We start from the raw sequence: 10,475 nt of genomic DNA, 5'->3' as shown, positions 1-10,475 counted from the left end.
CTTTGGCACTGGCTCCCGCGCGGCGGACACGGTCCGGCCCGGGTCAAGGAAGTGAGACACGTGGCTGACGACGGCAAGTACGTCGAGTACCTCAAGCGGGTGACGGCGGAGCTGCGCCAGACCCGCCGGCAGCTCCACGAGGTGGAGGAGAAGCAGCGCGAGCCCATCGCCATCGTCTCGATGAGCTGCCGCTTCCCCGGCGCGGTGGCCACCCCCGAGGACCTGTGGCGGCTCGTCGACGAGGACGGCGACGCCATCGGCCCGCTGCCCGCCGACCGCGGCTGGGACATCGAGGACCGCTTCGACCCCGACCCCGACAAACCGGGCACCTTCTCCACCCGCGAGGGCGGCTTCCTCGGCGACGCCGCCGCGTTCGACGCCGGGTTCTTCGGCATGAGCCCGCGCGAGGCCCTCGCCACCGACCCCCAGCAGCGGCTGCTGCTGCAGGCGTCCTGGGAACTCCTGGAGCGGGCCGGCATCCCGCCCGCCACCCTCCGCTCCAGCGCCACCGGCGTCTTCGTCGGCGCCGCCACCTCCGGCTACGGCCAGGGCCCCGTGGAGGTCCCCGAGGACGTCCACGGACTGATGCTCGCGGGCAACGCCACCTCCGTCGCCTCCGGCCGCATCTCCTACGTCCTGGGACTGGAGGGCCCCACCGTCACCGTCGACACCGCCTGCTCCTCCTCCCTGGTCGCCCTCCACTGGGCCGTTCAGGCACTGCGGTCGGGCGAGTGCGACCTCGCCCTGGCCGGCGGCGTCGCCGTCATGGCCACCCCCGGACTGCTCTTCGAGTTCAGCCGGCAGCGCGGCCTCGCCGCCGACGGCCGCTGCAAGGCGTTCTCCGACGACGCCGACGGCACCGGATGGTCCGAGGGCGTCGGCCTGCTCCTGGTGGAGCGCCTCTCCGACGCCCGCCGCAACGGCCACCCCGTCCTCGCCGTCGTCCGCGGCTCGGCCGTCAACTCCGACGGCGCCTCCAACGGCCTCACCGCCCCCAACGGCCCCGCCCAGCAGCGCGTCATCGAACAGGCCCTGGCCAACGCCGGCCTGAGCGCCGCCGACATCGACGCCGTCGACGCCCACGGCACCGGCACCTCCCTGGGCGACCCGATCGAGGCCCAGGCCCTGCTGGCCACCTACGGCGGCGCCAAGGACGCCGAGCGTCCGCTGCTGCTCGGCTCCCTGAAGTCCAACCTCGGCCACACCCAGGCCGCCGCCGGCGTCGCCAGCGTCATCAAGATGGTCATGGCGCTGCGCCACGGCCGCCTCCCGCGCACCCTGCACGTCTCCGAGCCCTCGACCCACGTCGACTGGTCCGCGGGCCACGTCCGCCTGCTCACCGAGCCCGCCGACTGGCCCGACACCGGGGACCGGCCGCGCCGCGCCGCCGTGTCGTCCTTCGGCATCAGCGGCACCAACGCCCACACCATCCTGGAGGCCGCGCCCGCCGAGCACCCCGCCGGCGACGCCGCCGCGCAGGACGCCCCCGGCACGGCCCCCGCCGCCCGGCCGGCCCAGGACACCACGGCACCCGGCACCACGGCACCCGACGGCGCCGCACCCGACGGCAGCCCGGCCGTACCGCCGTCCCCGGTCGTGCCGTGGATCGTCTCCGCGCGCGGCGCCGCCGCCCTGCGCGGCCAGGCCGCCCGGCTCCTGGACCGCGTCACCGGCGAGGACGACCACGCGTCCCCCGGCATCGCCCACGCGCTCCTCACCACCCGCCAGCTGTTCGAACACCGTGCCGTCGTCCTCGCCGACGACCACGCCGCCGCGCTGCGCGGCCTGGCCCGGCTCGCCGACGACAACCCCGACACGCCCGACGCCCCGCACGTCGTCACCGGCCGCGTCCTGCGCGGCGCCACCGCCTTCCTCTTCTCCGGACAGGGATCCCAGCGCACCGGCATGGGACGCGAGCTGTACGCGGCGTTCCCCGCCTTCGCCGCGGCCTTCGACGCGGTCTGCGCCCACCTCGACACCGCCCTGGGCCGCTCGCTGAAGAGCATCGTCCTCGACGGCGCCGAGGGCCCCGACGCCCTGGACGGCACCGACCTCACCCAGCCCGCGCTGTTCGCCCTCGAAGTGGCCCTGTTCCGGCTGCTGGAGTCCTGGGGCGTCAGGCCCAAGTACCTCGTCGGACACTCCCTGGGCGAACTGTCCGCCGCGCACGCCGCGGGCGTCTGGTCGCTGGCCGACGCCTGCCGGCTGGTCGCGGCCCGCGGCCGCATCATGCAGGCGCTCCCGCCGGGCGGCGCCATGATCTCCGTCGAGGCGACCGAGGACGAGGTCACCCCGCTGCTCGCCGCCCACGGCGGCGCCGTGAGCATCGCCGCCCTCAACGGCCCCCGCTCCACGGTGATCTCCGGCGACGAGAACGCCGTCGAAGAGGTCGCCGCCCAGCTGGAGGCCCGGCAGCGGCGCACCCGGCGCCTGCGCGTCGGCCACGCCTTCCACAGCGCCCGCATGGACGCGGCCCTCGACGAGTTCCGCGCCGTCGCCGAGAGCGTCACCTACCACGCGCCGCGCATCACCGTCGTCTCCAACCTGACCGGCCGGCCGGCCACCGCCGACGAACTGGGCTCGCCCGACTACTGGGTGCGCCACCTGCGCCGGCCCGTGCGCTTCGCCGACGGCATCGACTGGCTCGCCGGACACGGCGTCAGCCGGTTCGTCGAGCTCGGACCCGACGCCACCCTCACCGCGCTCGCCCGCGCCTGCCTGCCCGACGACACCACCGAACGCGTCTGCCTCGCCTCCCTGCGCAAGGACCGGCCCGAGGCCCCCGCACTGCTGGCGGCCGTGGCCGGACTCTTCACGCACGGCGCCGCCGTGGACTGGCAGCGCCTGCTGCCCGCGCCCGGCACCGCCCGCGTCGACCTGCCCACCTACGCCTTCCAGCGCGACGACTACTGGCTGCGCATGAGCGCCCGCGGCGCCGGCGACCTCTCCGGCGCGGGACTCGGCAGCGCCGGACACCCGCTGCTGAGCGCCGTCGTCCGCGTCGCCGACGACGGCCGGGTCCTGCTCACCGGCCTGCTCTCGGCACGCTCCCAGCCCTGGCTCGCCGACCACCGGGTCTCCGGCGCCGTCCTGCTGCCGGGCACCGCCTTCGCCGAACTCGCCCTGCGCGCGGGCGACGAGGCCGGCTGCGACCTGCTGGAGGAACTGACCCTCGAAGCCCCGCTCGTCCTCGCGGAGAAGGACACCGCGCAGCTCCAGCTCGTCCTCGGCGCCCCCGACGACACCGGCCGCCGCCAACTGGCCGTCTACGCACGCCTCGAGACCGCCGCGGACGACACCGGCACCGAGTGGACCCGCCACGCCTCCGCGGTCCTGGCCCCCCAGACCGCCGGGAGCACCGACGCCGCCTTCGACCTGACGGCCTGGCCGCCGCCCGGCGCCCGCCCCGTCCCCCTCGACGGCTTCTACGCCGCCCTCGCCGACACCGGCTACCAGTACGGGCCCGTCTTCCAGGGCCTGCGGGCCGCCTGGCGCGCCGACGGGGCGTGGTACGCCGAGGTCGCGCTGCCCGAGGACCAGCACAAGGACGCGGCCCGCTACGGACTGCACCCCGCGCTGCTGGACGCCGCCCTGCACGCCCAGCTCACCGCACCCGCGGGGGAGGAGGGCGGCCCCGCCGGGGTCGGCCTGCCGTTCTCGTGGAGCGGGGTGCGCCTGCACGCGGTCGGAGCCACCAGCCTGCGGGTACGGATCGAACCGTCCGGCGCGAGCGGGGTCGCCCTGCGCATCGCCGACGCCGAGGGCCGCCCCGTCGCCACCGTCGACACCCTCGTCTCCCGGCCCGTCTCCGCCGACAGCCTGCGCGGCGCCGCCGCCCCGGCCGCCGCCGGAGCCCTGTACCGGGTCACCTGGAGCCCCGCCGGGAGCGCCCCGGCCGCACCCCCGGCCGGCCGCTGGTACGTCGCCGGGACGGACGGGGACACCGGCCTCGACGCCGCCTGGCCCCGCGTGTCCGGCCCCGGCGAACTCCCCGAGGACGCCGAGACGGTGCTGCTGCCCTGCCCCGCCGGTGACGACCCCGCCACCGTCGCCGCGGACCTCCTGCGGACCCTGCAGACCTGGCTCGCCGACGCCCGCACGGCCGGCGCCCGCCTCGTCGTCCTCACCCGCGGGGCGATCGCCGCCCGCGACGGCGAGGACGTGCCCGCCGTCGCGGCGGCCGCCGCCTGGGGCCTGGTCCGCTCCGCCCAGAGCGAGAACCCCGGACGCCTCGTCCTGCTCGACACCGACCCCGACACCGACCCCGGCACCACGCCCTCCGTCCTCGCCGCCGCCCTCGCCACCGGCGAACCCCAACTCGCCCTGCGCGACGGCCTGCCGCTCGCCCCCCGCCTCACCCGCGGGCCCACCGCCCGCCCCGCCGCGGACCCGGCCGACGGCCCCGGAGCCCCCTGGGACCCCGAAGGCACCGTCCTGATCACCGGCGGCACCGGCTACCTGGGCGCCCTCGTCGCCCGCCACCTCGTCACCCGGCACGCCGTACGCGGCCTCGTCCTCGTCTCCCGGCGCGGCGCCGACGCCCCGGGCGCGAGCGGTCTGGCGGCCGAACTCACCGCACAGGGCGCGCAGGTGACCGTCGAGGCCTGCGACACCGCCGACCCCGCCGCGCTCGCCGCCCTCCTCGCCCGGATCCCCGCCGAGCGCCCGCTGCGCGGCGTCGTGCACACCGCCGGTGTCCTCGACGACGGCGTCCTCGCCTCGCTCACCCCCGAGCGCCTCGGCGCCGTCCTGCGCGCCAAGGCGGCCTCCGCGCTCGCCCTGCACCACGCCACCCGCGACGCGGACCTGACGGCGTTCGTGCTGTTCTCCTCCGCCGCCGGCCTGCTCGGCGGCGCCGGACAGGCCAACTACGCGGCCGCCAACACCGTCCTGGACGCCCTCGCCCAGCACCGGCACGCCCAGGGCCTGCCCGCCACCTCCCTCGCCTGGACGCTGTGGGCCGGCGACGCCGGCATGACGGGCGGCCTCGACGAGGACGACATCCGGCGCATCGCCGCCTCCGGCCTGCCCGCGATCACCGCCGAACAGGGCCTGGACCTCCTCGACGCCGCCCTGACGGCCGGCGAGCCGCTGCTCGCCCCGCTGCGCCTGGACACCGCCGCGCTGCGCACCGCCGCCGGCGCCGGCCGGCTGCCCGTGCTGCTGCGCGGCCTGGTCCGCGCCCCGGCCCGGCGCACCGTCGAGGCCGGCACCGGCGACGCACCCCGGCTGACCGCACGGCTGGCCGGCCTGGAACCCGCGGAACAGGAACGGCTGCTCCTGGACCTGGTCCGCCGGCACGCCGCCACCGCCCTCGGCCACGACACGGCCGGCGCGGTCGGCGCCGACCAGTCCTTCCGCGACCTCGGCTTCGACTCCCTCACCTCCGTCGAGCTGCGCAACCGCCTCAACACCGAGACCGGTCTGCGGCTGCCGCCCACGCTCGTCTTCGACCACCCCCGGCCCGCCGCGCTCGCCCGCCACCTGCGCGAGGAACTCGGCGGCACCACCGTGCGCACGGAGACCGCCGCCGTGGCCGCCGCCGACGACGACCCCGTCGTCATCATCGGCATGGCCTGCCAGTACCCCGGCGGCGTCACCTCCCCCGAAGAGCTGTGGCGCTTCGTCGCCGAGGGCGGCGACGCGATCTCCGCGTTCCCCTCCGACCGCGGCTGGGACCTGGAACGCCTGCCCGGACTCCAGGCCGGATTCCTCTACGGGGCCACCCACTTCGACGCCTCCCTGTTCGGGATCTCCCCCCGCGAGGCCCTCGCCATGGACCCCCAGCAGCGCCTGCTGCTGGAGTCCTCCTGGGAGGTCTTCGAACGGGCCGGCATCGACCCGCTGTCCCTGCGCGGCAGCCGCACCGGCGTGTTCGTGGGCGCGATGGGCTCCGGATACGCCTCCGGCCTCGCCGACATCCCCGAGGGCATGGAGGGCTACATCGGCCTCGGCGTCTCCGGCAGCGTCATCTCCGGCCGCGTCGCCTACACCTTCGGCCTCGAAGGCCCCACCATGACCATCGACACGGCCTGCTCCTCGGCACTGGTCTCCCTGCACCTGGCCGCGCACGCGCTGCGCACCGGCGAGTGCGGCATGGCCCTGGCCGGCGGCGTCACCGTGATGGCCACCCCCGGCACCTACACCGAGTTCACCGCGCAGAACGGACTCGCCGCGGACGGCCGCTGCAAGGCGTTCGCCGCGTCCGCCGACGGCACCAGCTTCTCCGAGGGCGTCGGAGTCCTGCTCCTGGAACGGCTCTCCGACGCCCGCCGCAACCACCACCCCGTCCTCGCCGTGGTCCGCGGCTCGGCGACCAACCAGGACGGCGCCTCCAACGGACTGACCGCCCCCAACGGCCCCTCCCAGGAACGCGTCATCCGCCAGGCCCTCGCCGCCGCCGGCCTCACCGCGCGCGAGGTGGACGCCGTCGAGGCGCACGGCACCGGCACCACCCTCGGCGACCCCATCGAGGCACGCGCCCTGTTCGCCACCTACGGACAGGACCGCGAGGACGGCCGGCCCCTGCTGCTCGGCTCCGCCAAGTCCAACTTCGGCCACACCCAGGCCGCCGCCGGCGCCGCCGGAGTCATCAAGATGGTCATGGCCATGCGCCACGGCGAACTGCCCCGCACCCTCCACGTCGACGAGCCCTCCGAGCACATCGACTGGTCCAGCGGCGCCGTCGAACTGCTCACCGAGCCCCGCACCTGGCCGGCCGACACCGCACGGCCCCGCCGCGCCGGCGTCTCCTCCTTCGGCATCAGCGGCAGCAACGCGCACGTCATCCTGGAGGAACCGCCCGCGCCGCTGCCCGCCCCCGGCCGCCCCGAACCGGCCGCCCGGCCCCGCGCGTTCACCGTCTCCGGACACACCCCGGACGCCCTGCGCGCCCAGGCCGCCCGGCTGCGCAGCCACCTCCTCGCCCACCCCGGCACCGACCTGCGCGACCTCGCGCACACCCTGACCGCCGCCCGGCACACCCTCGGCCACCGCGCCGTCGCCGTCGCCGGCGACCACACGGAACTGCTCACCGCCCTCGCCGCCACCGCACAGGGCACCCACAGCCCCGACGTCGCCACCGGCACCGCCGGCACCGGCGGCGGGACCGCGTTCCTCTTCAGCGGCCAGGGCGCCCAGCGCCCCGGCATGGGCCAGGACCTCTACCGGGCCCACCCCGTGTACGCGGAGACCTTCGACACCGTCTGCGCCGAACTCGACCGCCACCTCGACGGCCCGCCGCTGCGCTCGGTCGTCTTCTGCGAGGAGGGCTCGCCCGAGGCCGACCTGCTCGGCCGGACCGCCTACACCCAGGCCGCGCTGTTCGCCGTCGGCACCGCCGCCCACGCCCTGGTCCACTCCTGGGGCGCCCGCCCCGACGCCCTGATGGGCCACTCCGTCGGCGAACTGACGGCCGCGCACGCCGCGGGCGTCCTCACCCTCGCCGACGCCTGCGCCCTGGTGGCCGCCCGCGGCCGGCTGATGCAGGCACTGCCCGAGGGCGGCGCGATGACCGCCGTCGAAGCCACCGAGGAAGAGGTACGCCAACTCCTCGACCAGAACGACCGGAGCGACCAGAACGGAGGCCGCGCCGGCATCGCCGCGCTCAACGGCCCCGCCTCGGTCGTGCTCTCCGGCGACGAGGACGAGGTGGAGCGGATCGCCGCCGTCCTCGCCGGGCGCGGACGCCGCACCCGGCGCCTGCGGGTCAGCCACGCCTTCCACTCCGCCCGCATGGACGCCATGCTCGACGAGTTCGAACAGGTCGCCGCACGCGTCACCTACGGCCCGCCCGCCCTGCCCGTGGTCTCCAACGTCACCGGACGCCTCGCCGAGGGCGACGACCTGCGCACCGCGGCCTACTGGCGCCGGCATGTGCGCGACGCGGTCCGCTTCTGCGACGGCGCGCGCGCCCTGGAGGCCCTCGGCGTCACCACGTACCTCGAACTGGGCCCCGACGCCACGCTGACCACGATGGCCCTCGACAGCGTCACCGACCCCACGACGGCCGCCGCCGCACCGCTGATGCGCCGCGAGGGCGACGAGCGCCGCGCCGCCCTGCTCGCCGCGGGCCTGCTGCACGCCCGCGGCGCCGAGCTGGACCCGGCCGCGCTGCACGACCCCGACGCGCTCCGCGGCGAACTGCCCACCTACGCCTTCCAGCGCGAGCGCTACTGGCTCCAGTCCTCCGCGCAGCCCGCCGGGGCCGCCGAACCGGCCGACTCCGGTGAGGAGAGCCGGTTCTGGGACTTCGTCGAACAGGCCGGCCCGCAGGACCTCGCCGACCGCCTCGGCCTGGACACCGACGCACCGCTCAGCGCGGTCCTGCCCGCGATCTCCTCCCTGCGCCGCGAGCGCCGGCAGACGTCCCGGGCACAGGGCTGGGAGCACCGCGTCGTGTGGAAGCCGGCCGTCGAGGAGGCCGCCGCCCTCACCGGCACCTGGCTGCTGCCCGTCCCCGCCGGCCACGCGGACGGCGCCTGGGCCGCCTCGGTCGCCGCCGCGCTCGGCGCGCACGGCGCCCACGTGGTGAGCGTGCCCGTCGACTGCGCGTCCGCCGACCGCGTCACCCTGGCCGCCCGGCTGAGCGACGCCCTCGCGACGACGGACGGCGGGAGCCTCGGCGGCGTCCTGTCCCTGCTCGCCGCCGACACCCGGCCGCTGCCGGACCACCCCTCCACCCCGAGCGGCCTCGCCGCCACCGCCGCGCTCGTCCAGGCATTCTCCGACAGTTCCGACACCCTGGACGGCCCGGACGGCGCGGGCACCGCACCCCTGTGGTGCCTGACCGCCGGCGCCGTCGGCATCCACGCCCAGGAAGCACCTGAAGCGCCCGAACAGGCCGCCGTCTGGGGCCTCGGCCGCACCGCGGCCCTCGAACACCCGCAGAGCTGGGGCGGACTCGTCGACCTCCCCGGCACCACCGGCACCCCGATCGCCGAGGACATCGGCCGCCGGCTGAGCGCCGTCCTGACCGGCCGCGACGGGGAGGACCAGGTCGCGGTCCGCGGCTCCGGCACCTTTCTGCGCCGGCTGGAGCGGATCCCGGCCGGCTCCGAACCCGCCGCCGCCCCCGCCTGGCACGGCACCGTCCTGCTGACCGGCGCCACCGGCGCCCTCGGCGTGCACACCGCCGCGTGGCTCGCCGCGCAGGGCGCCGCACGGATACTCGCCGTCAGCCGCTCCGGCGCCGGCGCCGAGGGCGCGGCCCGGCTGAAGGCCGCGCTGGAGGGCACCGGCACCGAACTGGAGATCGCCGCCTGCGACGTCGCCGACCGCGACGCGCTCGCCGCGCTCCTGGCCCGGCACCCCGTGGACGCCGTGATCCACACCGCGGGCGTCCTCGACGACCGGCTCATCGACACCCTGTCGCCCGAGAGCCTGGAGACCGTGCTGCGCCCCAAGCTGGCCGCCGCCCGCAACCTGCACGACCTCACCCGCGACCGGGACCTGTCCGCCTTCGTGCTGTACTCGTCCGTCTCCGGCACCCTCGGCACCCTCGGCCAGGCCAACTACGCCGCCGCCAACGCCTGTCTGGACACCCTCGCGCAGCAGCGCCGCGCCGCGGGACTGCCCGGCACCTCGCTGGCCTGGGGGCCGTGGGCCGGCGGCGGCATGGCCGCGCAGAACACCGGGGCCGAGGAACGCATGCGGCGCAGCGGCATGAACCCGCTGGACCCGGAGCACGCCCCGGCCGCCCTGGGCCGGGCCGTGGCCCGCCCGGACGCGGCCGTGACCGTCGCCGACGTCCATTGGACACGTTTCGCGCCCGGCTTCACCTCGGCCCGGCGCAGCCCGCTCCTGTCCGACCTGCCGGAGCTCCGCGACCTCGCGGCCGCCCGCCCGGCGGCCCCGGGCGGGGACGCCGCCGCCACCACCCTGCGCGCCCGGCTGGCCGAGCAGTCCGCCGCCGAGCAGGAGCGCACGCTCCTGGCCCTGGTCCGCGGCCAGGCCGCCGGCGTCCTCGGCCACGCCTCCACCGACAAGGTCGGCGCCGCCCAGGCGTTCAACGCCCTCGGCTTCGACTCCCTGACCGCCGTCGAACTGCGCAACCGGCTCGGCACCGCCACCGGCCTGGCCCTGCCCGCCACGCTCCTGTTCGACCAGCCCAACGCGACGGCCCTCGCCGGATACCTGCGCGGCCGGCTCACCGAGGGCATGGACGGCGCGGGCCGGGCGCTCGCCGAACTCGACCGCCTGGAGACCGCGTTGACGGACCTCGCGGACGACGACACGCGACGGGACCGGATCGGCGCCCGGCTGCGCTCCCTGCTGGCCCGCTGGGACGGCCCGGACCGCGGCCCGGTCCTCACGGCACCGGCGACCGACGACGTCAGCGACCGGATCAACTCCGCAGCGGCGGACGAGATCTTCGACTTCATCGAGAACGATCTTGGAATCTCCTGAGGCCGCCGCGACGGCCGGCCAGGGCGACGACACGCGACACGGGACTGGGGAACGGGTGAACACGCATG

At 76.9% G+C, this 10,475-nt stretch carries 1 protein-coding gene; it reads left to right on the top strand.

Going from position 1 to position 10,475, the window contains the following annotated elements; all coding sequences use genetic code 11:
• Positions 1 to 60: 60 nt before the first annotated feature.
• Positions 61 to 10,407 (top strand): type I polyketide synthase, encoded by a 10,347-nt coding sequence (locus tag OG776_RS00390; RefSeq protein ID WP_329323607.1) that lies wholly within the window; start codon positions 61 to 63, stop codon positions 10,405 to 10,407.
• Positions 10,408 to 10,475 lie beyond the last annotated feature (68 nt).

Origin of the sequence: Streptomyces sp. NBC_01689 (genome assembly GCF_036250675.1) — a bacterium.
Classification (GTDB): Bacteria; Actinomycetota; Actinomycetes; order Streptomycetales; family Streptomycetaceae; genus Streptomyces.
The sequence above is the reverse complement of the archived record's forward strand: the minus strand, read 5'-3'. Positions and strand labels throughout refer to the sequence as shown.